The organism is Stenotrophomonas sp. AC248 (assembly GCF_979258185.1).
This window is the reverse complement of the sequence record NZ_OZ409840.1, coordinates 3,884,223-3,908,789: the sequence shown is the minus strand read 5'-3', so window position 1 is coordinate 3,908,789 and position 24,567 is coordinate 3,884,223. Positions and strand designations below refer to the sequence as shown.

The 24,567-nt window shown below is 68.4% G+C and carries 20 protein-coding genes; 13 read left to right on the top strand and 7 right to left on the bottom strand.

Annotation, left to right across the window (positions count from 1 at the left end; genetic code table 11):
• The first annotated feature begins 304 nt into the window (after window positions 1-304).
• Window positions 305-988: a helix-turn-helix transcriptional regulator gene (locus ACZ0AE_RS17565; RefSeq protein WP_463601735.1), complete on the top strand. Its 684-nt coding sequence runs from the start codon at window positions 305-307 to the stop codon at window positions 986-988.
• Here ACZ0AE_RS17565 and ACZ0AE_RS17560 read toward each other — a convergent pair.
• On the bottom strand, window positions 985-2,772 hold the full coding sequence (locus ACZ0AE_RS17560; RefSeq protein WP_463601734.1) for a GGDEF domain-containing phosphodiesterase: 1,788 nt from the start codon (window positions 2,770-2,772) through the stop codon (window positions 985-987). The genes ACZ0AE_RS17565 and ACZ0AE_RS17560 overlap by 4 nt on opposite strands.
• A gap of 109 nt (window positions 2,773-2,881) precedes the next feature.
• A complete protein-coding gene (locus tag ACZ0AE_RS17555; RefSeq protein ID WP_463601733.1) occupies window positions 2,882-4,264 on the bottom strand; it encodes an aminotransferase-like domain-containing protein in 1,383 nt (460 codons plus the stop codon).
• Window positions 4,265-4,381: 117 nt separating this feature from the next.
• Here ACZ0AE_RS17555 and ACZ0AE_RS17550 point away from each other — a divergent pair, with 117 nt between their 5' ends.
• On the top strand, window positions 4,382-5,245 hold the full coding sequence (locus ACZ0AE_RS17550) for a DMT family transporter (RefSeq protein WP_463601732.1): 864 nt from the start codon (window positions 4,382-4,384) through the stop codon (window positions 5,243-5,245).
• 21 nt (window positions 5,246-5,266) lie between these two features.
• Here ACZ0AE_RS17550 and ACZ0AE_RS17545 read toward each other — a convergent pair whose 3' ends face one another.
• Entirely contained in the window at window positions 5,267-5,557 is a 291-nt protein-coding gene (locus tag ACZ0AE_RS17545; RefSeq protein ID WP_038686053.1) for a putative quinol monooxygenase, read from the bottom strand.
• 247 nt (window positions 5,558-5,804) lie between these two features.
• On the opposite strand from ACZ0AE_RS17545, the gene ACZ0AE_RS17540 reads away from it, so the two are divergent.
• The 3 genes from ACZ0AE_RS17540 to arcD all read left to right on the top strand — a co-directional run bounded on the left by ACZ0AE_RS17540 (window position 5,805) and on the right by arcD (window position 11,669).
• The gene (locus ACZ0AE_RS17540; protein WP_463601731.1) at window positions 5,805-7,283 is read left to right on the top strand and encodes a SulP family inorganic anion transporter; all 1,479 of its coding nucleotides are present in this window, start codon (window positions 5,805-5,807) and stop codon (window positions 7,281-7,283) included.
• Window positions 7,284-7,474: 191 nt separating this feature from the next.
• On the top strand, window positions 7,475-10,087 hold the full coding sequence (locus ACZ0AE_RS17535; RefSeq protein WP_463601730.1) for a methyl-accepting chemotaxis protein: 2,613 nt from the start codon (window positions 7,475-7,477) through the stop codon (window positions 10,085-10,087).
• Window positions 10,088-10,244: 157 nt separating this feature from the next.
• Window positions 10,245-11,669 (top strand): arginine-ornithine antiporter, encoded by a 1,425-nt coding sequence (gene arcD / locus ACZ0AE_RS17530; RefSeq protein WP_463601729.1) that lies wholly within the window; start codon window positions 10,245-10,247, stop codon window positions 11,667-11,669.
• A 557-nt stretch (window positions 11,670-12,226) separates the two neighbouring features.
• Here arcD and ACZ0AE_RS17525 read toward each other — a convergent pair.
• The gene (locus ACZ0AE_RS17525; RefSeq protein ID WP_038686060.1) at window positions 12,227-12,622 is read right to left on the bottom strand and encodes a DUF2628 domain-containing protein; all 396 of its coding nucleotides are present in this window, start codon (window positions 12,620-12,622) and stop codon (window positions 12,227-12,229) included.
• Between the two features lie 184 nt (window positions 12,623-12,806).
• Here ACZ0AE_RS17525 and ACZ0AE_RS17520 point away from each other — a divergent pair, with 184 nt between their 5' ends.
• On the top strand, window positions 12,807-12,992 hold the full coding sequence (locus ACZ0AE_RS17520) for a hypothetical protein (protein WP_185753449.1): 186 nt from the start codon (window positions 12,807-12,809) through the stop codon (window positions 12,990-12,992).
• Window positions 12,993-13,035: 43 nt separating this feature from the next.
• Here the strand turns inward: ACZ0AE_RS17520 and ACZ0AE_RS17515 are convergent, their stop codons facing one another.
• The gene (locus ACZ0AE_RS17515; protein ID WP_463601728.1) at window positions 13,036-15,087 is read right to left on the bottom strand and encodes a TonB-dependent receptor domain-containing protein; all 2,052 of its coding nucleotides are present in this window, start codon (window positions 15,085-15,087) and stop codon (window positions 13,036-13,038) included.
• A gap of 505 nt (window positions 15,088-15,592) precedes the next feature.
• Here ACZ0AE_RS17515 and mdoH point away from each other — a divergent pair.
• The 5 genes from mdoH (at window position 15,593) to hemC (ending at window position 20,993) form a co-directional block, all read left to right on the top strand.
• On the top strand, window positions 15,593-17,500 hold the full coding sequence (gene mdoH, locus ACZ0AE_RS17510) for a glucans biosynthesis glucosyltransferase MdoH (RefSeq protein WP_038686064.1): 1,908 nt from the start codon (window positions 15,593-15,595) through the stop codon (window positions 17,498-17,500).
• 42 nt (window positions 17,501-17,542) lie between these two features.
• Entirely contained in the window at window positions 17,543-18,208 is a 666-nt protein-coding gene (locus ACZ0AE_RS17505) for an alpha/beta hydrolase (protein ID WP_463601727.1), read from the top strand.
• 3 nt (window positions 18,209-18,211) lie between these two features.
• Window positions 18,212-19,258, top strand: coding sequence for a sensor histidine kinase (locus tag ACZ0AE_RS17500; protein ID WP_463601726.1), 1,047 nt, complete (start codon window positions 18,212-18,214; stop codon window positions 19,256-19,258).
• Entirely contained in the window at window positions 19,227-19,991 is a 765-nt protein-coding gene (locus ACZ0AE_RS17495) for a LytR/AlgR family response regulator transcription factor (RefSeq protein ID WP_185753450.1), read from the top strand. Before ACZ0AE_RS17500 ends, ACZ0AE_RS17495 begins: the two co-directional genes overlap by 32 nt.
• Before the next feature lie 90 nt (window positions 19,992-20,081).
• Window positions 20,082-20,993, top strand: coding sequence for a hydroxymethylbilane synthase (gene hemC / locus ACZ0AE_RS17490; RefSeq protein ID WP_463601725.1), 912 nt, complete (start codon window positions 20,082-20,084; stop codon window positions 20,991-20,993).
• A 99-nt stretch (window positions 20,994-21,092) separates the two neighbouring features.
• Here the strand turns inward: hemC and ACZ0AE_RS17485 are convergent, their stop codons facing one another.
• Entirely contained in the window at window positions 21,093-21,869 is a 777-nt protein-coding gene (locus ACZ0AE_RS17485; RefSeq protein ID WP_038686071.1) for a DUF481 domain-containing protein, read from the bottom strand.
• A 119-nt stretch (window positions 21,870-21,988) separates the two neighbouring features.
• Window positions 21,989-22,606 (bottom strand): hypothetical protein, encoded by a 618-nt coding sequence (locus tag ACZ0AE_RS17480; protein WP_447595807.1) that lies wholly within the window; start codon window positions 22,604-22,606, stop codon window positions 21,989-21,991.
• A 92-nt stretch (window positions 22,607-22,698) separates the two neighbouring features.
• Between ACZ0AE_RS17480 and ACZ0AE_RS17475 the strand changes: the two genes are divergently transcribed.
• Together ACZ0AE_RS17475 and ACZ0AE_RS17470 are read left to right on the top strand one after the other, a co-directional pair.
• Window positions 22,699-23,664, top strand: a complete 966-nt coding sequence (locus ACZ0AE_RS17475) for a helix-turn-helix transcriptional regulator (RefSeq protein ID WP_038686074.1) — start codon at window positions 22,699-22,701, stop codon at window positions 23,662-23,664.
• A 96-nt stretch (window positions 23,665-23,760) separates the two neighbouring features.
• A complete protein-coding gene (locus tag ACZ0AE_RS17470) occupies window positions 23,761-24,555 on the top strand; it encodes a MetQ/NlpA family ABC transporter substrate-binding protein (RefSeq protein WP_141059467.1) in 795 nt (264 codons plus the stop codon).
• The last annotated feature ends 12 nt before the right edge of the window (window positions 24,556-24,567 follow it).

Sequence of the window (24,567 nt, the reverse complement as noted above, 5' to 3'; positions counted from 1 at the left end):
AACCCCTGGATGGCGGTGACGGGCACCGCGATGCGAATGATTTGGTAATGTTATGGTGTAACAATTGGCCGCCGCCGCTCCATTCCTGCGCGGACTGCTCCAGAACCGGATCCCCTGCCGATGTCGTCGTTGCGCGCTGCCGCCGAACCCATTCCCCCGCGCCTTCTCGAGGACGACGGCGGGCTGCGGCCGGACGCGTGTATCCGCAACGCCGACGGCAGCGTCCTGCTGGTCCGCCAGCCCTTTGCCGCTGCCGAGGGACGCATGGGAGAGGGCAGCGGCGTCCGCATCGGGCTGCTGGTGGGTGGGGGGGCTGCTCCACCAGCGCACCGCGCTGGGAACCATCGACGGTCGCTGGCGCGTGGGCGACACCAACGTGGCCTTGCCGGGCTGCCCCGGCGAGTACCGCAGCCCGGCGCTGGACCTGCTTGGGCTGGTGGTGGACCTGCCGCGTTTCAGGCCCGACGCTGCCGCGCCGTTGATGGCCGGCCTTGAGCACGCCGCCGCACGCCTGCATGCCGACCCGGTGGTGGCCGCAGTGCTGCATGCGTTGTGGCAGTGCGCCGAGGCGAACGCCTGTTCGACGGCATTTTTCGATCATGGGGTGGACATCGTGCTGCGCCGGCTGGCCAGTGTCGGCGCGCCGTTGCCCGCGCGTCGCCCACCGGCACGGCCGTTGCCCCGCGCGGAGATGGCGCGCGTGCAGGCGTTCATCGAGCATCACCTGGGCGAGGACATCAGCGTGGCCCGCATGGCACGCGAAGTGGCGCGGGATGCAAGCGGCTTCAGCCGTGGCTTCACCCAGGCCAGTGGCATGACGCCCTACGCCTACCTCACTTGGCGTCGCATGGAAGCGGCCAAGCAGATGCTGCAGGCCGGGCAGGCGGTGACCGTCATTGCCCTGGCGGTGGGCTACGCCAACCCGGGCAAGTTCGCCGCCGCGTTCCGTCGGGTGGTAGGCCAGGCACCCAGCGCGTGGCGGCGCTAGCCGGCTTCGTCGGCGGGCGATCCGGCGCGGCAGGCGGCCACCAGGTGGGCGGCGGCCTCGGCCAGCATCGGCCGGGCCAGGTGGTACCCCTGTGCCTCGTCGCATCCCCACAGGCGCAGCAGCGACAGCTCCGCCTCGTTCTCCACGCCTTCGGCCACTGTGCGGTAGCCCAGTTGCCGCGCCAGCTTGATGATCGCCTCCACTTTCAGCCGCGCGGTGCGTGACTGGGCCATGCCGGTGACCAGGCTGCGATCGATCTTGATCAGCGAAATGGGCAGTTCGCTGAGGTAGCTGAAGTTGCTGTAGCCGCTGCCGAAGTCGTCGATGGCGATGCGGATGCCGGCCGCGGCCATCGCGCGCAGTTGCGGCAGCGCCGACGGATGGCCCTGCAGCCATTCGCCTTCGGTGATTTCCACTTCCAGCAACGACGCCGGCACGTGGTGTGCGGCCAGCTGCGAGGACAGCATGTCCCACAGGCCGGCATCATCGAAGTCACGCGCCGACAGGTTCAGCGACAGGCAGAAGCCGGGCAACGTGTGTTGCCAGCGCGCCAGCTGGCCCAAGGCATGGTCCACCACCCAGCGGCTCATCGCCGGCATCAGCGCGGTGCGCTCCAGCACGGGAATGAACTCGCCCGGCCCTACCGGCCCCAGCATCGGGTGCACCCAGCGCAGCAGCGCTTCGGCGGCTACCGGCAGGCCGTCGCACAGCGCGAAGCGGGGTTGGTAGACCAGGTTGAATTGATGTTGCGCCAGGCCGCGTGCCGCGTCGGAGGCCAGCCGGTAGCGGCGGCGCAGGCGCGTATCGCGGTCTGCCGAATACCAGCAGCGGCCCGCATCGGTCTGGATGGCGTGGTTCATTGCCACCAGGCATTTGCGGATCACATCGCCGGTGTCCACCGGCGTGGCCTGGAAATCGCAGACGCCGGCATGGAACTGCGGCGACATCGGAATGCTGCCGGCCAGCAACGGACGCCGCAGGCGCTCACGCAGGCGGTCGAGCAGCGCGTCCACCTGCGCGTGGTCCTGGCCGCTGAGCACGAACGCGAAGCGGCTCACGCCCACGTGGTAGGCCGCCGCCTGGTCCTGCAATACGTGCTGCACGCGCAGGGCGGCCTGCCGCAGCAGGGTTTCCACCGGCTTCATGCCCAACGCCTGGCCGGCGTCGTTGGCGCTGTGCACGTCGAACACATCCAGCATCACAGCGGTGAAGCGTCCGCCGTCGCCGCGCCGCGTCAGCAGGTCCAGATCGGCCTGGAACTGCTGGCGGTTGGGCAGCCCGGTGACCTGCTCGCGACGGCCCATCGACACCTTCAGTTCCATCTGCGCCATCACCACGCGCGCCAGGGTCTGCAGTTGCTGGGTTTCCAGGGGCGACAGCACCCGCGGCGCACGGTCCATCAGGCACAGCGTACCCAGCGCCAGCCCGGCCTTGGTCACCAGCGGTGCGCCGGCATAGAAGCGCAGCTGCTCTGGCCCGGTAACCAACGGGTGGGTGGCAAAGCGCGGATCTTCGCGCAGGTTGGCCACCTGCATCACCTGGTCGGACTGGATCGCCCAGGCGCACACCGAGGCATGCCGGTCGGTGCGATCCAGCGCCAGCCCGACGCGCGAAATGAAGCGCTGGCTGTCGGCATCGATAATGGAGATCAGCGCGATTGGAACGCCGAAGGTGAAGGCCGCAAGCTCGGTGATCGGGTCCAGTGATTTCCCCAGCGCGGGGTCCATCACGTTCAGGGCTTCGATCAACGCCACCCGATCACTATCGTCGCTTCTGTCCCACATGCACTGCGCCTGTCGTCCCCTGCCTTGCAGCTACTATCCCGCGCGGCGTGCGCAACGCCCGTGAAGTGCAGCGCATTGCGGCGCGCAAGCATGAAGCGTTCACGATGGATCACCCCCGCATGGCCCGCGCCAGCACCTCGAACACACGCGTGTTCTGTGCCTGCGCGGCATTGAAACGCAGGAAGCCGGTCGCACCCAGCGACGGGCTGAACGCATTGCCGGGCGCCAGCACCACGCCGTCGGCCAGGCTGCGCTGCGCGATGGCTGCAGCGTCCAGGCCATCGGGCAAACGGCACCACAGCAACATGCCCGCCTGCGGCACGATCCAGGGCTGGATGCCGAGCGTGGCAAGGCGGTCCAGGGTGACGTCGCGCGCGGCGGCCAGGCGCGTGCGCACGGTCTCCACGTGGCGGCGGTAGCCGCTGTCGGTGAGTGCGGTGAGCAGGATGTCGGCGGCCAGGCGACCGCCGCCGAAACTGGTGGCGATCTTCAGGTCGGCAAGCGCGTCGATCCACTCCGGTCGCGCGGCGATGAAACCGCATCGCACCGCAGCAGACAGCGTCTTGGAAAAGCTGCCGATCTGGATCACCCGCGACAACCCGTCGAAGGCGGCCAGCCGCGGCGCGGGGCTGTGTTCGAAATCCGCAAACAGGTCGTCTTCGACGATCACCAGGTCGCTGCCTTCGGCCAGCGTCAGCAGGCGGTGTGCGGTCACCGGCGAGAGCACCGCCCCGGTCGGGTTGTGCAGGCCCGAATTGGTGATGTACAGCCGCGGCGAATGCACCTGCAGCGCCGCACCGAACGCCCCCACGTCGGGCCCGTTGGGCGTGTACGGAATGCCCACCACCTGCACCCGGTGGGCCTTGAGCAGGGCCAGGAAATTGAAATAGCAGGGGTCATCGACCAGCACGGTGTCGCCGGGCTGCAGCAGGAAGCGGCAGATCAGGTCGATGGCATGCGAGCCCGACTCGGCCAGCAGGATCTGCTCCGGTGCTGCGTCCACCCCCTGGCCGGCCAGCCGCCGTGCCAGCAGCTGGCGCAGCGGCGGCAGGCCCAACGGGCTGGCGTAGTCGGCCAGGGACGTGGCCGATGCGCGGGCCGCGCTGCGCAGGCCACGGCGAATGCCCTCGACGTACATCCAGTCTTCGGGCAACCAACCGCAGCCGGGCTTGAGCACGCGCGCATCGTGTTCCAGCGATTGCCGGGCCAGCCAGAGCGGGTCGACCTGGCGGTCGCGGGGCGGGTCGATGCCGCTCAGCGCCAGCGGTGCCACCGGTCCGTTGACGTGGAATCCCGCGCCGGGGCGTGAGCTGATGACGCCTTCGGCCACCAGCCGTGCGTACGCTTCCACCACCGTGGACACAGACACCTGCAGGGCCTTGGCCTGGGCACGCACCGACGGCAGGCGCATGCCCGGCACGTAGCTGCGGGCGTTGATGCGGGCGCGCACGCTGGCCATCACGGCGGCGATTCGGGTAGGGGGAAGATCCATGCCACGGGGTCCGTACTGGGGGTGTGGGCATAACAGTTCAGTGAAAGTGTACTGGACTGTGTCTGGGGGCGGCAGGCGCCGCGTGGTCCACTGGTGGCCACTCTCAGGAACACCAGAATGGATACCACCACCCGGGGCTGGATCAACGGATTCATCGGCGTACTGATCTTCGCCGGCTCACTGCCCGCCACGCGCGTGGCGGTCGCCGACATCGATCCGACCTTGCTGACCGCCGCGCGCGCCAGCATCGCCGCCCTGATCGCCGCGGCGATGCTGCTGGTGCTGCGCCAACCGCGCCCGCCACGCACCGCGGTGGCGTCATTGCTGGTGGTGGCGCTGGGTGTGGTGGTGGGGTTCCCGCTGCTCACCGCGTTGGCCCTGCAGCATGTGTCCTCGGCGCACTCGATCGTGTTCCTGGGCCTGCTGCCGCTGAGCACGGCGGTGTTCGGCGTGCTGCGCGGCGGCGAACGGCTGCGCCCGGCGTTCTGGGGTTTTTCGCTGCTGGGCAGTGCCTCGGTTGCCGGCTACGCGCTGCTCGGCGGCGGTGCTGCGTCGTTGCAGGGCGACCTGCTGATGCTGGCGGCGGTGGTGGTGTGCGGGCTGGGCTATGCCGAAGGGGCGCGGCTGTCGCGCACGCTGGGTGGGTGGCAGGTGATCAGCTGGGCGCTGCTGCTGGCGTTGCCGCTGATGGTGCCGCTGATGTGGGTGCGCTGGCCGCCCACGTTGGCCACCATCGGCGCGCCGGCCTGGTGGAGCCTGGCCTACGTGTCGGTGTTCAGCATGCTGGTCGGCTTCATGTTCTGGTATCGCGGGCTGGCCCAGGGAGGCATCGCCGCGGTGGGCCAGCTGCAGTTGCTGCAGCCGTTCTTCGGGCTGGGCCTGGCGGCCCTGCTGCTGCACGAACAGGTGAGCTGGACGATGCTGGCGGTCACCGTGTGTGCGGTGAGCTGCGTGGCCGGGGCCCGGCGGTTTGCCCGCTGAGCTGCGGCCGGGCGTAGGGCTCTAAAGACCCACGCCCCCCACCGGCTCGGTCTCGAAGCGTTCGCCGAACCCGGTGATGTGCGGCCGGGCCCTGGCGATCGCGGCCTGTACCGCAGGCAGTGCCAGCGACGCGCGATGGTGGTCCTGGCTGTCCCACACCTCGGTGATCCAGAGCGCATCGGCATCGGTGGGATCGCGGGCCACCACGTAGCTGCGGCAACCGGGCATGGCATCGGTGCCTTCCTGCAGGATCGCGATGACCGCGTCGCGCTGCCCGGGTGCGATCAACATCCTGCCAATCAAGCCGTACATGCCTGCCACCTGCCACGAGGAATCAGCGGGCATCGTGCGCGCGGCGCGCGGCGGTGGTCAACCGGCGTTTGAGCCGGCCCCACCGCTGCGCTATCCTGCGCGCCGCCTTTGCCCGCCCCGCTGGATTGTGATGACCCCACCCTGATACCGCGTTCACCACGCGCCCGTGCCACTGCCGGGTTCCAGGGAGTGTCCTGTCTTCATCACACAGCGCGCCGTGCGTATCGCCGGTGCGCGGAGTCTGCCCATGTCTGTTTCCTACCCGCTGCGCCAGCAATGGCTCGGCAATATCCGCGGTGACCTGCTGTCCGGTACCGTGGTCGCGCTGGCCCTGATCCCCGAGGCGATCGCGTTTTCGATCATCGCCGGGGTCGACCCCAAGGTGGGGCTGTATGCCTCGTTCTGCATCGCGGTGGTCACCGCCATCGCCGGCGGCCGCCCGGGCATGATTTCGGCGGCCACCGGTGCGATGGCGCTGGTGATGGTGGACCTGGTCAAGGACCATGGCCTGCAGTATCTGCTGGCGGCCACCATTCTGGCCGGGCTGCTGCAGGTACTGGCCGGGGCATTGAAGCTGGGCGTGCTGATGCGCTTCGTGTCGCGCTCGGTGATCACCGGGTTCGTCAACGCGCTGGCGATCCTGATCTTCCTGGCGCAGATGCCGGAACTGATCGGGCGCTCCTGGCACGTGTGGGCCGTCTGCGCGGCCGGGCTTGCCATCATCTACCTGCTGCCGCGGGTGACGCGCGCGGTGCCTTCGCCGCTGGTGGCGATCGTGGTGCTCACCGCGCTGTCGATCGGCCTGCACTGGGACGTGCGCACCGTGGGCGACATGGGCGTGCTGCCCGACAGCCTGCCGGTGTTCCTGTTCCCCGACGTGCCGCTTACCTGGGACACGCTGCGCCTGCTGCTGCCGGTGTCGGCCACGCTGGCGGTGGTGGGCCTGCTGGAGTCGATGATGACCGCGCAGATCGTGGAGGACATGACCGACACGCCCAGCCAGCGCAACCGCGAGTGCGCCGGGCAGGGCCTGGCCAACATCACCGCCGGGTTGTTCGGCGGCATGGGCGGCTGCGCGATGATCGGCCAGTCGGTGATCAACGTGTCGTCCGGCGGGCGCGGGCGGCTGTCGTGCCTGGTGGCCGGCGTGCTGCTGTTGCTGCTGGTGGTGTACGGCGCCGAGTGGGTGCGGCAGATCCCCATGGCCGCGCTGGTCGCGGTGATGGTGATGGTCAGCATCGGCACGTTCCATTGGCGCTCCTTCCAGGAACTGCGCCAGCACCCGAAGAGCTCCTCGGTGGTGATGATCGCCACCGTGGTGGTGACCGTGGCCACCCACGATCTGGCCAAGGGCGTTCTGACCGGGGTGTTGCTGTCGGCGCTGTTCTTCGCCCGCAAGGTGGGGCGCCTGCTGCAGGTGGGCGATACGGTGCTGGCCGACGGCACCCGCGTGTACACGGTCAGCGGCCAGGTGTTCTTTGCCTCGGCCGGGCAGTTCGCAGCCAGTATCGACCTGCAGCAGGTGCCGGGGCGGGTGGTGATCGACCTGACCCACGCGCACTTCTGGGACCTCAGCGCAGTGGCGGCGCTGGAGCGGGTGGTGGACAAGCTGCGCGCCCATGGCGCCGAGGTGGAGGTGCGCGGGCTCAACGCGGCCAGCCAGACCCTGGTCGAGCGCGTGGGGCGTTCGACCGGCCACGCGGCCGCGCGCCCCGGCGAACACTGAACGGGGTCAGGAAACGGTCCTCAACATCGGCGCGCCAGCGCCGTTATCCAGCTCAATGCCCCGATGTCTGCGATCGGGGCAAGGGCTGGCCGTGAGTTGCACCGCGCCACCCGGACCGCAATGGACTGCGCGAAGCCGTAGTGGCGCCCCCAGGCGACCGCTGATCCGACCCTTTTCCCGGAACCGCCCCCATGCCTGCGTCCCGCCCGACCTCTTCCCAGCGCCCCGGAAGCATCGCCAACCGGCTGATGCTGGGGACCGCGCTGATCGCCATGCTCTGCTTCGGCATCACCGCTGCCATCAGCTACCGCGAAGCCAGCCAGGCGCTGATCGACTCTTCGCGGCAGACCATGCAGAGCGAGGCCAATGCCGAATCACGCCGGGTCGGTGCCGACCTGGCCGCCGCGTTTTCCACCAGCCAGGCGCTGGCTGACAGCCTGGTGGTGCAGCACGCGGCCGGCGGCTTGACCCGGGCCACTGCATCGCACGTGATCGAACAGCAGCTGCGCTCGCACCCGGAGTGGGTGGGGCTGGGCACGCTGTGGGAGCCGCAGGCCTTCGATGGCAAGGACAGCGAGTTCGTCGATGCGGAAGCACACGACGCGACGGGCCGTTTCATGAGCTACTGGTCCTGGCAGGACGGCACGCCCAAGCAGGATCCGCTGAAGGGCTACGACGTCCCCGGTGATGGCGACTGGTACCTGCGCCCGCGCTCCTTGAAGCGCCAGACCGTGGCCGAACCGTACAGCTACGAGATCGCCGGCAAGCCCGTGCTGATGACCACCCTGTCCACCCCGGTGCTGGACAAGGACACCTTCCTCGGCGCGGTCACCGTCGACTTCGGCCTGGCCGCGCTGCAGGAGCGCCTGGCGGCGCTGCGCCCGATGGGCGAAGGCCACGTCGAACTGATTTCCCCGGGTGGCATCGTCCTGGCTGCCCAGGATGCCAAGGAGATCGGCAAGCGTCGCGACGATGCCACCACCCGCCGGATCCTGGCCGCGGTGGGCGCCGACAAGCCCTACGAAGACTTCAGCGTGGACGCGGCCGGCAACGTGAAGGCGTATGTGCCGCTGCGCATCGGCACCAGCCAGGAGCGCTTCGCCCTGGGTGTGGTGGTGCCGCACGACCTGATCACCGCACAGGCGCGTTCGCTGCTGTGGATCATCCTGGCCGTGGGCCTGGGCGCGGCGCTGGTGCTCAGCGCCAGCGTCTACGTACTGCTGCGCCGCCAGGCGATCCGTCCGCTGGCCGAAGCGGTACGGCTGTCGGCCGATGTTGCCGAAGGCCGCCTGGATACCGCGCTGCCGCCGCCGCGCAACGACGAAGTGGGGCGCCTGCTCGAATCGATGCAGCGCATGCGCAGCCAGGTGCGCGCGGTGATGGCTGCACAGGGCGAAATGGCGCAGCGGCATGAAGCCGGTGAGCTCAGCTACCGCATGGACGCCCAGTCCTTCCCGGGCGAATACGGGCGGATGGTGGGCGACACCAACCAGCTGGTGGGCGCGAACATCGCCGTCACCCGCCGCCTGGTGGAAGTGATGCAGCGGTACGCGGTGGGCGACCTGTCCCAGGATATGGACCGCCTGCCGGGCGAGCAGGCGCGCTTCACCGAGGCGATGGACACCACCAAGGCCAACCTGCGCGCGATCAACACCCAGATCCGCGACCTGGCCGGTGCTGCCGCGCTGGGCGATTTCAGCCAGCGTGGCGATGTGGTGCGCTTCGACCACGACTTCCGCGGCATGGTCGAAAACCTCAACACCATGATGCAGGTCAGCGACGACAACCTGCAGCAGATTTCCGCGCTGCTGCGGTCGATCGCCGCCGGTGACCTTACCGCGCGCATGCACGGGCAGTTCCATGGCGTGTTCGCGCAGATGCGCGACGACGCCGACACCACCGTGACCCAGCTGACCGACATCGTGGGCCGCATCCAGCAGGCCACGGCCAGCATCAACCTGGCCGCCGGCGAGATTGCTTCGGGCAACAGCGACCTGTCGCGCCGCACCGAGCAGCAGGCGGCCAGCCTGGAAGAAACCGCCGCCTCGATGGAGGAACTGACCTCCACCGTGCGCCAGAACACCGATCACGCCGTGCAGGCCAATACGCTGGCGGCCAACGCGGCCGAGGTGGCGTCGCAGGGCGGGCAGGTGGTGGGCCAGGTGGTCACCACCATGGTGGGCATCGAGGCCTCGTCCAAGCGCATCGCCGAGATCATTTCGGTGATCGATGGCATCGCCTTCCAGACCAACATCCTGGCCTTGAACGCCGCCGTTGAAGCGGCCCGCGCCGGTGAGCAGGGTCGCGGGTTCGCGGTGGTGGCCTCCGAAGTGCGCGCGCTGGCGCAGCGGTCGGCCGGTGCGGCCAAGGAGATCAAGACCTTGATCGACGACTCGGTCAGCCAGGTCACCCAGGGCTCGGCACTGGTGCGCACCGCCGGTGACACCATGCAGGAAATCGTCAGTGGCGTGCGCCGGGTCAACGACATCATGGCCGAGATCTCGGCGGCGTCGAAGGAGCAGTCGGCCGGTATCGAGCAGGTCAACCAGACCATCACCCAGATGGACGAAACCACCCAGCAGAACGCCGCGCTGGTGGAAGAAGCCACCGCGGCCGCCCGTGCGATGGAAGAGCAGGCCCAGCACCTGGGCACCGCCGTGGCGATCTTCCGTATCGATGCCGCTGCCTCCCCGGCCCCTGCGTCCCGCCCGCACGCGGCGCCGCCGGCCAAGCGTGCCGTCGTCGCGGCACGCGGCGCCCCGCGTGCGCCGGCGCTGGCCGGCGACGACTGGCAGACGTTCTGATCCCGGCGCGCGGCGGAGCCCGCCGCGCGCTCGGCTAGACTGTGCCTGGAACACGGCAGGTGCCCCTGCACCTGCCACGCACAGGACGTTGGATGGCACGCACTGCACGCTCCCCGCCATGTACTGGTGACCCCGCGGCGTTGTCGTCGGTGCACGCATGACTGCGCCCTCCAACCGGCTTGGCCTGGCCGCACTGACCGCCCTGGTGGTGGGGTCGATGGTGGGCGCGGGCATCTTCTCGCTGCCGCAGAACATCGCCCGCAGCGCCGGTCCGGGGGCTGCGCTGCTGGGCTGGACCATCAGCGGCCTGGGCATGTTGATGCTGGCGTTCGTGTTCCAGAACCTGGCCAATCGCAAGCCGCAGCTGGATGCCGGCATCTACGCCTATGCCAAGGCAGGCTTCGGTGACTACATCGGCTTTTCGTCGGCGTGGGGCTACTGGATCTGCTCGCTGCTGGGCAACGTCAGCTTCTTCGTGCTGATCTTCAGCGGGCTGGGCTACTTCGTGCCGGCCTTCGGCGAGGGCAATACCTGGCAGGCCATCGCCTGTGCGTCGGTCCTGTTGTGGGCCATGCACGCCATGGTCCTGCGCGGGATCGGCCAGGCGGCGCTGATCAACGCGGTGGTGACGGTGGCCAAGGTGGTGCCGATCGTGGTGTTCGTGGTGATCGCCGCCGTCGGCTTCCGGCTGGAGGTTTTCACTGCGGACTTCTGGGGCACGCTGTCGCTGGGCGGCCTTGGCGGGCAGTTGCGCGGGATGATGCTGATCACCGTGTGGGTGTTCATCGGCATCGAAGGCGCCAGCATCTATTCGCGCCGGGCGGCACGCCGCGCCGATGTCGGCCGGGCCACGGTGATCGGCTTCCTGGGCGTGCTGGCGCTGCTGATGCTGGTCAACCTGCTGTCGATGGGCGTGCTGGGCCAGCAACAGCTGGCACACCTGCACAATCCGTCGATGGCGTTCGTGCTGGAGGCGATCGTCGGCCCGTGGGGCGCGCGCCTGATCATCATCGGCATGGTCGTGTCGGTGCTGGGGGCGTTGCTGGCCTGGGTGCTGCTGTGTGCCGAAGTGCTGCACGCCGCTGCCGGCGACGGCACCATGCCGGCCTTCCTGGCCCGGCAGAACGCCAACGATGTGCCGGCCAACGCGTTGTGGCTGACCAATGGGCTGATCCAGCTGTTCCTGTTGATCACGCTGTTCAGTGCCAGCACCTATACCAGCCTGGTGCTGCTGGGTGCATCGATGGCGCTGGTGCCGTACCTGTTCTCGGCCGCCTACGGGGTGCTGGTGGCCTGGCGTGGTGAAGGGTACGCCGACCCTTCGGCACCGCGCCGGCGCGATCTGGTGATTGCGGTGCTGGCCACGGTGTACGCGCTATGGCTGGTGTATGCCGGCGGGGTGACGCAGGTGCTGCTGTCGGCGCTGTTGTATGCACCGGGCATGTTGATGTTCGCGCAGGCCAAGCGGCAGCGCGGGCAGCCGGTGTTCACCCCGGTGGAGCGGGTGATCGCGGTGTGCGTGCTGGCGGTGTCGCTGGCGGCGGTGTGGGGCCTGTGGCACGGCCACTTGGCGTTGGGCTGAGGCGCGCGCCGCATCGCGCCAAACCGGTAGGTACCAACCGTTGGTTGGTACGGACGCCTGAGGGAAGCGTCTTGTTGCAAGGGCCGTCGAAGCGTGAGCACGAGGCTGCGCGCGTGGCCGGGTGTGCAAGGCGCCGCGGCTGGCGTCTCCGATCGGCCGGTCGCGAGCGTGAGGGCCCCGTAGCAGCCGGTAGGCCCCAGGTGCAAATGTCCCCCGGCCGCGGGGCGGCCTCCTCCTTTATTTTGCCCAGGGGCCTACCGGCTGCTAAGGGGCTCGGCTTGCGGTGCAGGTTGGGGAAGTCACGCTTTTTTGTGGCTGTCGGTGGGTCGGGCGCTGGGGCCCCATGCCCTTGGAGGCGAAATAAAGGAGGAGGTGGCGGCCGCAGGCCGACGCCGGGGGCGTCGCCGGAAAGGGCAGGGGGCCCCAGCGCCCGACCCGCCGACAGCTGCGCTTGGAAAGCGTCAAAGCACGTTTCTTCTTGCCCCGCTTATGGGAGAAGAACCAAAAAAAAGCCCGGTCATGCGACCGGGCTTTCATTCAACGCGTCAGGGCAGTGCTTACCAGCGCATGCCCGCGAAGGGGTTCCAGCTGGTGTCGCCCTTCACCTTTTCCAGGTAGTAGGAGTAGTTGGCGGTCAGCGCGATCAGCAGCGACCACGCAATGGCGATGCCGTTGCCGACAGCCTTCGGCATGAAGGCAGCCACCACCATCACCACGATCGACAGACCCAGGATGGTCAGGGCCTTGCGCCACATGCCCAGGATCAGGAAGTAGATCCAGCTGAAGAACAGCGCGAAAAAGTTGAAGTTGACCTTGATCTTCTCGCCGAACGGCAGCTGCTTGTACGCGGCCTTGAAGGCCGGCGAACTCGGGGCGCCATGCTGGCTGAAGAAGTTGAAGCGGAACTGCCACTTCGGGCTGAGCGGTGCAGAAGAAGAGGTATTGGAGTCCATGTCCGTAGTTTGTGTGTAAACGCTTACATGATAACTGTGGCCGTCGACCCAGCGCCAGTATTTTGGCGCGTCTGACCGGTAGTGCAGGCGCCGTCACACATTCGAAATCGATTTGATATAGGGTGCGCATTCCGCGCGGCGGGGAGCCGTGGGGCGTATTGGAATGCATCGAGAAAACCAGACCATGTCGAGTGTTGTCACCCTGCCCGAACGCGCTGAAGCGGGTCCGTGCATCGCGCCTTGCCCTATCGCCACCCAGGCCCAGCACCAGCTGGCGCACCTGCAGTTCTCGCAGTCCGCGTCACGTGCATTGGCGCGCCCGCCGGTGGTGGCCGACATCGCGGCCGCCAGCTCACCCCTGAGCGCCTGATCGGCGCGCGCGCGGGGAATCCCCGCGCGCTGCCACGCACGCCTCAGAAGCGCGCGGTCATGCTCAGGAAGTAGCTGCGCCCGGCCACGAAGTAGTCGGTGGCGCCTTCGGCGTACAGCTTCTTGTCGGCCAGGTTGCTCACCCCGCCGCGCACGGTCAGCGTGCTGTTGACGTGCCACGCCGCGGTCAGGTCATACAGCGTGTAGGCCTTGATGAAGGTGCTGGCGATGCCGGCCTGCTTGCCGGTGTACTGCGCCGACACCGTGGCCGAGAACGCATCCAGCGGGGTCCAGTCCACCGAGGAATAGCCGGAGAACTCCGGCGTGTCGATCAGGTTCTCGCCGGTGGTGAGGTTCTTGGCTTCCTTCATCCAGGTGGCCGCGGTGCGCCAGCGCCAGTGGTCGCCCAGGGTGAGGTTGAAGTTGCCTTCCATGCCGCTGGTGCGGGCGCGCTCGACGTTGTCCATGCGCGTCCACCAGTACCCGTTGAAGAAGCCGAGGGGTTCGTACTCGATCTTGTTCTTGAAGTCGGTATGGAAGTAGGTCAGCCCGGTATCGACGGTGCCGTTGTCGAAGTTGAAACCGATCTCGCGGTTGGTGCTGGTTTCCGGGTCCAGGTTCGGGTTGCCGGCCATGTAGCAGCCGCCGGTGACATAGCCCAGCGGACGCAGCGAACCGCAGCCGCGGCCGCCGGACTGGGTGGCCGCCGACGCCGCGTTCTCGGTCAGGCTGGGCGCACGGAAGCCCTTGGAGATGCCGCCGCGCAGCGTCCAGCTTTCCGCCGGGTGGTAGACCAGGTACGCACGCGGGCTGACGTGGCTGCCGAACTGTTCGTGGTGATCCAGGCGGGCGCCCAGGGTCAGGGCCAGCTTTTCGTGCAGCTTCAGCTCGTCTTCGACGAACACCGCCCAGGTGTCCACTTCCAGCGATGCGCCATTCACCGGGTTGCCGGCGTAGTCCACCGGGGCCTGGCCGATGGTGTCGGTGTTGGTCAGCTCCTGGCGCTTCCACTGGCCGCCCACGCTCAGCTGGTGGTCCACCCACAGGGTGAACGGCGTGCTCAGGCTGCCTTCCAGGATCATGTCCTTGGCTTCGGAGCGGCCGGTCGGGCCGATGTCGTTCTTGAACTCGGTCCAGTAGCCGGTGACCTTGGAGGTGCCGAAGGACCAGTTGCCGGTGTGGCTCAACGACAGGCTGGTGCGCTTGAGCTCGCTGGCGCCCCAGGCGCCGTCGCCCTCGTCTTCCAGCGAGGTGCTGGCAAAGGCCTGCTGCACGCCGTAGCCGGCTTCGAACTGCAGGCTCTGCGCGTCGCTCAGCGTCCAGTCCAGCAGGGCATCGAAGTTGCGGTCCTTCTCGCCGCCATAGGCGTTGCCGTACACGCCGCCATTGCTGCGGTCGGAGTCGCGGTTGGTGTAGCTGGCGCCCACGCGCATGCCGATGTTCTCGGTGAGCGGGCCGGAGAAGTTGGTGCCGATCTGCTGGGTATCGCCGCGCTTGCCGTCCTGCGGCGAGGTGTAGCTGTGGGTGGCGCTGCCGCCCCAGGTGTCGCCGATGCGGCGGGTGATGATGTTGATCACCCCGCCCATCGCATCCGAACCGTACAGCGAGGACATCGGGCCACGCACCACTTCGATGCGTTCGATCTGGTCCGGCGAGATCCAGTTGAGGTCCTGGCGACCCAGGTCCGGGCGATAGTTGGTGGAGGCCGAGCTGCCCACGCGCTTGCCGTCCACCAGGATCAGCGTGTAATTGGAGGGCATGCCGCGCAGCTTGATCTTGGACTGCTCACCGGCGGCGCTGAGCCCGCCGGTCACACCGGGAATGCGGCTGAGCAGAGTGCCCAGGTCATGCACGGGCTGGCGCTCGATATCCTCGCGCGAGATCACGCTGATGCTGGCCGGGGCATCCTTGATCCATTGCTGGTTGCCCGAGGCGGTGACCACTACGGTGTCCAGGTTTTTGGCGGCGGGCTCGCCGGCGGCGTCGGCCAGCGCAACGACAGGGGTGGCCAGCAGCAGGCACACGGCCATCGCCAACGGTGCGCGGACCAGGCACGCAGGGCGGCGGTGCAGGGGGGAGGGACGGGGAGCAGACATGAGGGTCTTCCATGGAGGGGTAAGGAGTACCCGACCGGGAAGCGACTCGCGAAGACAGCACGACGAAGCAGGCAACCCGACCGGAGGGACTGCGCACGGCGGGGGGCCGACGCGTCTGGGTGGGTAGTGCGGTAACGCATGCCTGCCTGGTTAACGTAATGATAACCGTTTACAAAATGAATGGGGAGAGGCCTGTGCCACAAGGCCTGCGGCGTTCTGTCGCAGCGGGCATCTGGATGTCACGGCCCGCTCAGGCTGAATGGGGAGAAATCACGAAAGGAACTTTCGCGCCCGGCTTACATTTGCCCCCCTATGCTGAGCCGCATTTTTCGTCTCGGTACGGTGGAGAGTTCGTGGGTTCCGGTAGTGACAGACATCAGCTGCGTGCCGGCCACGGCCCCGCGCAGGCAGGACGCAAGCACGCCGCTGGGCGTGACGGGATCTGGATGACCCTCTCCGCACCGGGCACGCCCGGCCCGTCATCACCCACGCAGGGGCGCCACCGATGAGTGTGCAGTCCGTCATGCACGTGGCCGATGCCGGGCAGGCGATCCTGCCGGCCGAAGTGCCGATGTCGATGCCCGAGCAGTCCTTCCGGGACGGCCGGCTGCAGGTGCCGCGGCAACGCACTGCGCCGCGGCTGATGGCGTTGCGGCGCCTCTACATCCTGGGCGGCACGGCGGCGATGACCATCGCCGCGACCGTGATGATGTGGAAGGTGCTGGCCATGAATGGCATCAGCGTGCTCGAGGCCTGCCTGCTGGTGCTGTTCGTGGCCCTGTTCGCGTGGATCGCGCTGTCGTTCTCCGGCGCGGTGGCCGGCTTCCTCACCGCGGTGTTCGACCGGGGCTACAAGCTCGGCATCGACCCGGACCAGCCGTTGCCGGTGGTCCACACCCGCACCGCGCTGTTGATGCCCACCTATAACGAAGACCCGCGCCGGCTGCTGGCCGGGCTGCAGGCCATCTACGAATCGGTAGCCGACACCGGGCAGCTGGCGCAGTTCGATTTCTTCGTGCTCAGCGACACCCGCCGCGAGGACATCGGCCTGGCCGAGGAGCAGGCGTTCGCCGCGCTGTGCGATGCCGTGGGCGGACACGACCGCCTGTTCTACCGGCGCCGCGGTGACAACAGTGGCCGCAAGGCCGGCAACATCGCCGACTGGGTGCGCCGCTTCGGCGGTGGTTACCCGCAGATGCTGATCCTGGACGCCGACAGCCTGATGACCGGCGACACCATCGTGCGCCTGGTGGCCGGCATGGAACACAACCCCGACGTCGGCCTGATCCAGACCCTGCCGGCGGTGATCGGCGGGCGCACGCTGTTTGCGCGCATGCAGCAGTTCGGCGGGCGTGTGTACGGGCCGGTGATTGGCCGTGGCGTGGCCTGGTGGCATGGCGCGGAAAGCAACTACTGGGGCCACAACGCCATCATCCGTACCCAGGCCTTCGCCGAGAACGCCGGGCTGCCCGCGTTGCCGGGCCGCGAGCCGTTCGGCGGCCACGTGCTCAGCCATGATTTCGTCGAAGCGGCGCTGATGCGTCGCGGCGGCTGGGCCACGCACATGGTGCCCTACCTCAAGGGCAGCTACGAAGAAGGCCCGCCCACCCTCACCGACATGCTGGTCCGTGACCGGCGCTGGTGCCAGGGCAACCTGCAGCACGCCAAGGTGGTCGGCTCCAAGGGCCTGCACTGGGTGAGCCGCATGCACATGATGATCGGCATCGGCCACTACTTCACCGCGCCGATGTGGGGCATGTTGATGCTGGTGGGTATTGCCATCCCGCTGTTCCAGGGCGGCATCGATTTCAATGAAATGCTGCACCTGTCGCCGGGCGTGTACTGGCGCCACCAGGACGAAGAGAAGGTGATCCGCATGTTCGCCATCACCATGGTGGTGCTGCTCACCCCCAAGGTGCTGGGCTACATCGCCATGCTGCTGGACCGGGTGGATCGCCGTGGCTGCGGCGGCGGCATCCGCGCGCTGTTGTCGATGCTGCTGGAAACCGTGCTGGCCGCGCTGATGGCACCGGTGGTGATGTACGTGCAGTCGCGCGGCGTGGCCGAGGTGCTGGCCGGCAAGGATTCGGGCTGGGATGCGCAGCAGCGCGACGACGGCGGCATCTCCTGGCCGGCGCTCATCCGCGGCTATGGCGGGCTGAGCGTGTTTGGGCTGTTCATGGGCACCCTGGCCTATGCCGTGTCGCCGTCACTGGCGGCGTGGATGGCCCCGGTGGTGGTGGGCATGGTGCTGGCCATTCCGGTGGTGGCGCTGACCTCCTCGCGCAGTGCCGGCACGGTCATGCATCGGTTGCGGCTGATGGAGATTCCCGAGGAAACCGCACCGCCCAAGGTGCTGGTGCGCGCCGCCGAACTGCGCAAGGCCGCAGCGGAGCACACCGCGCTGGGCTGAGCGGCGCGGCATAATGCGGTTCGAACGTATTGGAGCCGCACCATGCTGGACAGCGTCATCAACGAAACCGGCACCGACCCGCAATGGGCGGTGCTGTGGCTGCACGGCCTGGGCGCCGACGGCAACGACTTCGCCCCCATCGTGCCCGAGCTGCTGCGCCCGCACTGGCCGGCCATCCGCTTCGTCTTTCCGCATGCGCCGGTACAGCCGATCACGATCAACAACGGCGTGCCGATGCGCGCCTGGTACGACATCGTCAGCATGGATTTCCGCTCGCGCGCCGACGCGGCCGGCGTGGCGGCCTCGGTGCAGGCGCTGGACACCCTGATCGACCAACAGGTGGCCGCCGGCATTCCGGCCGAACGCATCCTGCTGGCCGGGTTCTCGCAGGGTGGGGCGGTGATCCTGAGCGCGGTACTGCGCCGCAGCCGCCCGATCGGTGGCCTGATCGCGCTGTCCACCTACCTGCCCGACCCGGAAACCGCCGCCGCCCAGCGTGCCCCCGACGGCATCCGGCCGCCGGTGTTCATGGCCCACGGCGTGCAGGACCCGGTGATTCCGCAGGCGATCGCCGCGCACACCGCGCAGACCTTGAAGGACCTCGGCTTCCCGCTGGAGTGGCGTTCCTACCCGATGGCCCACCAGGTCTGCGCCGAAGAGCTGGAGGCGCTGGGCGACTGGCTGGACGCACGGTTCCGGGCCGCCTGAGCCATGAACGACCCGCGCCAGCAGCCGTGGTTGCCCGAGCTGTGCCGGTTGCCACGGCTGGCGGCGATGCTGGGCCTGGCCGAGCTGGTGGTGGTGGTGGTGGCGTTGGCGCCGGATGGCAGCCGCCACTGGAGCGTGTCGGATTTCCTGACGGCCAGCGGCTTTGCGCTGTGGCTGTCGCTGGCGGTGACGGTGTGCCTGTGCGCGGCGCGCACCGCGTTGTCGCGGTTGCCCGAGGCGGCCGGCACGGCGCTGGCGGTGGCCATGACCGTGCTGATCGCCGCCGCCTGCGCCGGCGTCGTGCACGGCCTGTACGGCGTGCTCGACGCCGAGGGCTTCGCCCGGCACATCGGGTTCTGGCGCTTCACCCTGGGCAGCGCCACCATGACCGCCCTGATCGTGGCGCTGGCGCTGCGCTACTTCTACGTCAGCGATCGCTGGGCCGCGCAGGTGGTGGCCAACGCGCGTGCCCAGGCCGACGCGCTGCAGGCGCGGATCCGCCCGCATTTCCTGTTCAACAGCATGAACCTGATCGCCAGCCTGGTGCGGCGCGACCCGGTGGTGGCCGAGCGCGCGGTGCTGGACCTGTCCGACCTGTTCCGCGCGGCGCTGGGCGCGGGCGAGGGCGACTCCACCCTGCAGGCCGAGTGCGAACTGGCTGAGCGTTACCTGTCGATCGAATCGCTGCGCCTGGGTGAACGCCTGCAGGTGCGGTGGCAGCGCGACGAACCGTTGCCGTGGTCGCTGCCGATGCCGCCGCTGGTGCTGCAGCCGCTGGTGGAAAACGCCGTGCTGCACGGCATTTCGCGGCTGCCCGGGGGCGGCACCATCGCCATCGCGTTGTCGTGCGTGGACGGCCAGCTGCATATCCGCGTGCACAACCCCGCGCCGGACCCGCAGGCACGCGCGCTGCCGCTCACCCAGGGCGCCGGCCACGCCCAGCGCAGCATCGCCCACCGGCTGGCGTGGCGCTTCGGCCCGGCCGCGCGGATGACGGGAGCATGGAGCGACGGCTACTATGCGTGCGACATCACCGTCCCGGTGCCGTGAGGAATCAGCCTTGAAGGTGGTCATTGCCGACGATGAGCCGCTGGCCCGCGAGCGCCTGCGCAGCCTGCTGGCCGAACAGGCCGGGGTAGAGGTGGTGGCCGAGGCCGAGAACGGCGAACAGGCGCTGCATGCCTGCGCCGCGCTGCAGCCGGACCTGGTGCTGCTGGACATCGCCATGCCCGGACTGGATGGCCTGGAAGCGGCCCGTCACCTGGCCACCTTCGACCCGCGCCCGGCGGTGGTGTTCTGCACCGCCTACGACGCCCACGCGCTGTCGGCCTTCGAGGCCGCCGCGATCGACTACCTGATGAAACCGGTGCGCCCCGAACGGCTGGCCGCCGCGCTGGAGCGTGCGCGTACCTTCCTGGCCGGGCGCAGCGGGCATCCCGGTACACCCAGCCAGCAGGCCCGCACCGTGTTGTGCGCGCGCCTGCGCGGCAGCCTGCGGCTGATTCCGATCGAGGACATCCACTACCTGCAGGCCGAGGAAAAGTACGTGGTGGTGCACCACGCGCGCGGCGAAGACCTTCTCGAGGAATCGCTGAAGTCGCTGGAAGAGGAATTCGTCGGCCGTTTCGTGCGCATCCACCGCAACTGCCTGGTCGCCCGCCACGAGCTGATCGAGCTGCGACGAAATGGCGCAGGCCAGGTCCAGGCCGTGCTGCGCCATGGCAAAGCCCCGCTGGAGGTCAGCCGGCGCTGCGTGGCCAGCATCAAGCAGGACCTCCTGTAGGTATCGACCGTTGGTCGATACGCCGTTTGTCCGCGCAGCGAAGCATGCCGGCGTTGGCCGATACGCGCTGCTGCGCGGATAATGGGCAGCATGACAACCCTGCGCATCGCCACCCGAAAGAGCCCGCTTGCCCTGTGGCAGAGCGAACACGTTGCCGACCGCCTGCGCGAGGTTCACCCCGGGCTGGACGTGGTGCTGGTGCCGATGAGCACCCGTGGCGATGAAGTACTGGACCGTTCGCTGGCCGCGATTGGCGGCAAGGGCCTGTTCCTGAAGGAACTGGAGCTGGCGATGCTGCGCGGCGAGGCCGATTGCGCGGTGCACTCGCTCAAGGACGTGCCGATGGAGCTGGACGCACCGTTCGCACTGCCGGCCATGCTGACCCGCCACGATCCGGCCGACGGCTTCATCTCCAACCTGTATGCCTCGGTGGACGCGCTGCCGATCGGCGCGCGCGTGGGCACCTCGTCGCTGCGCCGCCAGGCCCAGTTGCGCGCGCTGCGCCCGGACCTGGAACTGCTGGACCTGCGGGGCAACGTCAACACGCGCCTGGCCAAGCTGGACAACGGCGGTTACGACGCGATCGTGCTGGCGGTGGCCGGGCTGGAGCGGCTGGGGCTGGGCGGGCGCATCGTGGCCCGGTTGAACGCACCGGCGTGGTTGCCGGCCCCGGCGCAGGGCGCGGTGACGGTGGAATGCAATGGCGAGGATGCACGGGTGATGGCGTTGTTCGCCGCACTCGACGATGCGCGCACCCGCGCCTGTGTGGAAGCCGAGCGCGCCATGAACCGTGCGCTGCATGGCAGCTGCCACGTGCCGGTGGCCGGGTTCGCGCAGTGGGAAGGCGAGCAGCTGTTCCTGCAGGGCCTGGTGGGCGGCGTGGCCGATGGCCGTCTGGTGCGTGCCGAGGCGCGTGGCCCGGGCCGTGACCCGGATGCGCTGGGCAGGCAGGTGGCGGCAGGTTTGCTGGCCGGTGGAGCGGGGGAGTTGTTGGGGGTTTAGCCGGGTGCCGGGTTGCCGCCCGCCGGGTTGAGGGGCAGCCGGGTTGAGGGCAGCCGACCAACGGTCGGCTCTACCCGGGGGTAGAGCCGATCGGGGACATCATTTGAATTTGTAGACCACGTTCATGGTGGTCAGGGTGTCGGTCTTGCGCTTGTCTTCGGCCACGTCGCTGTTGTAACGCGCCTGCCAGCCGGCCTTCAGCGCCAGGTGTTCGTTCATGCTCACCGACACGCCGAAATCGTTCTGGCCGAAGGTGTTGTACGAACCCGATTCCACCAGCAGCGTGTTGACCAGGTCGGTGTTGGGGGTCAGCGAGTACTTCACGTCGAACAGGCCACGGCCGATCAGGCCGGTGCGGGTTTCATCGTCTTCGGTGTTGTGCGTTCGGCGCACACCGGGGCCGATCTGCGCGTCCATGTAGAAGCGGTCGCCTTCCACCAGCCGGGTGCCGTAACCCAGACCGAACGAGCTCTGGCGGTCGTAGGTGGCGAAGTCGTCGCGTTCGTAACGCACCGTGGCCGTCAGCTGGCGGTGCTCGCCCAGCTGCAACGCGCTGCCGGCGCTGCCGGTGTAGCGGTTGGCGGTGGTGTTGCGGCGCTTGGTGACCGTGCCGTCATCGGCGGTCTCGACATATTCCGAGCGCGAGCGCAGCCCGAACAGGTCCATGCTGTGCACCCAATCGTCGTCGGTGTAGCGCAGGCGCAGGCGGCCGTTGGCGCTTTCGGTGTTGCTGTTGCCGCGGGCCGAGGCGAAGCCGAGCTCACCGCCGCTGCCGCTCCATGGCGAGGTCATCGCAGCCAGATCGGTGGTGTCCTGGGCAAACGCCGCCGGGGCGCACAACAGCAGGGGAACAAGCAACGAGACGCGCAGGGACATCAACGGTTCTCCGGATCAACCAGTGGGGGACGGGCAACGGGGGATGATACTTGATGCATCCAGCGTGCAATTCCCGCCATCTACCGCCGCTTTAGGCGGGGTTCGGTCGAATGCCCTGTTCAGGGAAGGTCGATGCGCAGCGCCGGGTCGTCGAAACGCGAGAAGCGCAGCGTGATCCGGAACGTCTCGCCCTTGGTCTGGCCCTGGCGCTCGATCTGCACCGGCAGACCCTGTGCATTGATCCAATACAGCATGCCGTCCGGCGCGGCGCTGGCATGGCGTACCCGGTATTTGTGGGCCGGTTGCCCGCCGATGGCGTCGCTGCCCAGGTCTTCCACCTGCAGCTGGGCCGGGGCCAGGTCGGGCGGCAACGGGTTGCGCCACTGCGCCAGCAGGCCGGGGGGCACCGGCACCTGGCGTACCTCGCCGGCGCGCTGCAGAAAGAAGGTGTCGCCGATGATCAGCTGCGGACCGTCATCGGTGACCAGCCGGTAGCGGTCGGGGGCAACGAAGTCCATCGTCGCCTCAACCGTACGCGGCCCTTGCATGCGCAGGCTGGCGTGGAAGCTGCGCAGCTGGCCGAAGCGCTGGCTGGCGCCCAGCACCGCCTGCACTGGATCCACCGCGGCCGGCACGCTGCCCTGCGCCGGGGCCGGCGCAGTGGCGGCCGGATCGGGCGCACGCGCGCAACCGGACAGCAGCAGGGACAGCACGGCAAGGGCAGGTAACAGGCGCATGACAGGCGGCAACGGGGTTTTCGGGGGCTCCACGATAGCCGAAGATGATGCCGAAGCCGCCACAACGACGGCGACTCGGACATAATCGGGTCATGGACCGATACGAACGCATCAACGCCCTGCATCGCCTGCTCAAGTCCGCCCGTTACCCGGTGACGGTGGCCACCCTGCAGGAAAAACTGGAGTGTTCCCGCGCCACCGTCTACCGCGACCTGGCCTTCCTGCGCGATGCGCTGATGGCACCGGTGGAGGGCGACGGCGAGGCCGGCTTCCGCTACCAGGACGACGAAAGCGACCGCTTCGAACTGCCTGGCCTGTGGCTCAGTTCCGAAGAACTGCACGCGCTGCTGGCCTCCCAGCACCTGTTGGCGCGCACCGGCGGCGGCGTGCTGTCCTCGGTGCTGGCACCGCTGCAGCAGCGCATTGAAGGCCTGCTGGCCGCCCAGGCCGGCGTGTCCACCTGGCCGGTGGACCGGGTCCGGGTCATTCCGCACCGCGGCCGCAAATTCGACGAGGCCAGCTTCCGCGCCGTGGCCTCGGCCGTGCTGGAGCGCAAGCAGCTGGCGTTCGAGTACCGCGCCCGTTCCACCGACGAGGCCACCAAGCGCACCGTGTCGCCGCAGCGCATGACCCACTACCGCGACAACTGGTACCTGGATGCCTGGGACCACGGCCGCGAGGGTCTGCGCAGTTTCGCGGTGGACCGCATCTACAAGGCCCGGGTGGTCGACACCGTGGCCCGCGACGTGGATGACACCGAGCTGGACGAACAGCTGGGCGCCAGCTACGGCATCTTCTCCGGGCCGCCCAAGGGCTGGGCCACCATCGTCTTCAGTGCCAAGGCCGCGCGCTGGGTGGCCGACGAGCATTGGCATTCCAAGCAGCAGGGGCGCTTCCTGGCCGACGGCCGCTACGAGTTGAAGGTGCCCTACAGCGTGTCGCGCGAACTGCTGATGGACGTGCTGCACTACGGCTCGGACGCGGAGATCATCGAACCGGTGATGCTGCGCGAACAGGCCAAGGCACTGCTGGCGCTGGCCCTCAGCAACTACGAGTGAGCGCCGGCCTCATGCCCGGCGGTCATATGCCCCCGATACCGCAGGGCCGGGGTGTGCGGTAAGGTTGGGCGCTATCGCTGCCCCCGGATACCCCCCATGAAGAAGTACCTGCTGCTCCCGCTGCTCGCCGCCTCGCTGGCCCTGGCCGCCTGCGGTAAATCCAACCCCGATTCGAAGAAGCTGGTGGTGGCCGCCACGGCCGTGCCGCATGCCGAGATCCTGGCGGTGGTCAAGCCGATCCTGCAGAAGGAAGGCCTGGAGCTGGACGTGCGCGTGTTCAACGACTACGTGCAGCCCAACGACCAGCTGGTGCAGAAGCAGGTGGACGTCAACTACTTCCAGACCGAGCCCTACCTGGACGCCTACAACCGCGACCGCAAGACCAACCTGGTCAAGGTCATCGGCGTGCACATCGAACCGTTCGGCGCCTACTCGCGCCGCTTCAAGTCGCTGGACGAGGTTCCGGTCGGCGCCGACGTGGTGATCCCCAACGACCCCAGCAACAACAGCCGCGCGCTGATCCTGCTGCACAAGGCCGGGCTGATCACGTTGAAGGACCCGACCAATGCGCTGGCCACCCAGCGCGACATCATCGCCAACCCGAAGCAGCTGAAGTTCCGCGAGCTGGATTCGGCCATGCTGCCGCGCGTGCTCGACCAGGTTGACCTGGCCCTGATCAACACCAACTACGCCCTGGATGCCGGGCTCAACCCGACCCAGGACGCGCTGGCGATCGAAAGCAAGGACTCGCCGTACGTGAACTTCCTGGTGGCCCGTCCGGACAACAAGGACGACGCCCGCGTGCAGCAGCTGGCCAAGGCGTTGACCAGCCCGGAAGTGAAGGCCTTCATCGCCGAGAAGTACAAGGGCGCGGTGCTTCCGGCGTTTTGACTGAGGTGGGTC

Bases quoted from the DNA above. Each gene is read 5' to 3' on its own strand.
- arcD (WP_463601729.1), top strand. From the start codon at position 10,245: ATGACTGCGCCCTCCAACCGGCTTGGCCTGGCCGCACTGACCGCCCTG.
- ACZ0AE_RS17525 (WP_038686060.1), bottom strand. From the start codon at position 12,622: ATGGACTCCAATACCTCTTCTTCTGCACCGCTCAGCCCGAAGTGGCAG.
- ACZ0AE_RS17560 (WP_463601734.1), bottom strand. From the start codon at position 2,772: ATGTGGGACAGAAGCGACGATAGTGATCGGGTGGCGTTGATCGAAGCC.
- ACZ0AE_RS17470 (WP_141059467.1), top strand. From the start codon at position 23,761: ATGAAGAAGTACCTGCTGCTCCCGCTGCTCGCCGCCTCGCTGGCCCTG.
- mdoH (WP_038686064.1), top strand. From the start codon at position 15,593: ATGAGTGTGCAGTCCGTCATGCACGTGGCCGATGCCGGGCAGGCGATC.
- ACZ0AE_RS17495 (WP_185753450.1), top strand. From the start codon at position 19,227: ATGCGTGCGACATCACCGTCCCGGTGCCGTGAGGAATCAGCCTTGAAG.
- ACZ0AE_RS17550 (WP_463601732.1), top strand. From the start codon at position 4,382: ATGGATACCACCACCCGGGGCTGGATCAACGGATTCATCGGCGTACTG.
- ACZ0AE_RS17485 (WP_038686071.1), bottom strand. From the start codon at position 21,869: ATGTCCCTGCGCGTCTCGTTGCTTGTTCCCCTGCTGTTGTGCGCCCCG.
- ACZ0AE_RS17515 (WP_463601728.1), bottom strand. From the start codon at position 15,087: ATGTCTGCTCCCCGTCCCTCCCCCCTGCACCGCCGCCCTGCGTGCCTG.
- ACZ0AE_RS17555 (WP_463601733.1), bottom strand. From the start codon at position 4,264: ATGGATCTTCCCCCTACCCGAATCGCCGCCGTGATGGCCAGCGTGCGC.
- ACZ0AE_RS17505 (WP_463601727.1), top strand. From the start codon at position 17,543: ATGCTGGACAGCGTCATCAACGAAACCGGCACCGACCCGCAATGGGCG.
- ACZ0AE_RS17535 (WP_463601730.1), top strand. From the start codon at position 7,475: ATGCCTGCGTCCCGCCCGACCTCTTCCCAGCGCCCCGGAAGCATCGCC.
- ACZ0AE_RS17475 (WP_038686074.1), top strand. From the start codon at position 22,699: ATGGACCGATACGAACGCATCAACGCCCTGCATCGCCTGCTCAAGTCC.
- hemC (WP_463601725.1), top strand. From the start codon at position 20,082: ATGACAACCCTGCGCATCGCCACCCGAAAGAGCCCGCTTGCCCTGTGG.
- ACZ0AE_RS17520 (WP_185753449.1), top strand. From the start codon at position 12,807: ATGTCGAGTGTTGTCACCCTGCCCGAACGCGCTGAAGCGGGTCCGTGC.
- ACZ0AE_RS17500 (WP_463601726.1), top strand. From the start codon at position 18,212: ATGAACGACCCGCGCCAGCAGCCGTGGTTGCCCGAGCTGTGCCGGTTG.
- ACZ0AE_RS17545 (WP_038686053.1), bottom strand. From the start codon at position 5,557: ATGTACGGCTTGATTGGCAGGATGTTGATCGCACCCGGGCAGCGCGAC.
- ACZ0AE_RS17480 (WP_447595807.1), bottom strand. From the start codon at position 22,606: ATGCGCCTGTTACCTGCCCTTGCCGTGCTGTCCCTGCTGCTGTCCGGT.
- ACZ0AE_RS17540 (WP_463601731.1), top strand. From the start codon at position 5,805: ATGTCTGTTTCCTACCCGCTGCGCCAGCAATGGCTCGGCAATATCCGC.